The sequence below is a fragment of the Pseudomonas sp. SIMBA_067 genome, from assembly GCF_046534675.1.
In the GTDB taxonomy this organism is placed as follows: domain Bacteria; phylum Pseudomonadota; class Gammaproteobacteria; order Pseudomonadales; family Pseudomonadaceae; genus Aquipseudomonas; species Aquipseudomonas putida.
In genome coordinates, this window is sequence record NZ_JAWRYH010000464.1 from 1 (window position 1) to 270 (window position 270).

Annotated in this window: 1 protein-coding gene; it reads right to left on the bottom strand. The window is 61.5% G+C overall.

Annotation, left to right across the window (positions count from 1 at the left end):
• Positions 1 to 270: DUF1302 family protein (locus tag SB765_RS29910; RefSeq protein ID WP_410932531.1), on the bottom strand; the 270-nt coding region annotated here is incomplete at both ends.

The following is a 270-nucleotide window of genomic DNA, read 5'->3' on the forward strand; positions in this document are numbered from 1 at the left end:
CTGCACCGGCGACACACCGTCGATGCCGACGTTGACCGACAGCGGCATACTCAAGTCCATGCCCGGTACCACCTGGTACCAGGTGGGGGTGAAGTTGACGGCAATGCCCCAGTTATCGCGGGTGGCCTTGTCGATACCGCGGTAGCTGCTCTTGCCCTTGTACAAGGCCTCGTTGTGGCCATCGAGCTTGAGCAAGTTGCTGTAGAACAGCTCGCCGAGCAGGGTTGCCGAGTCGAACAGCGGCGTGTCGCCGATGGTCATCAGCCCGTT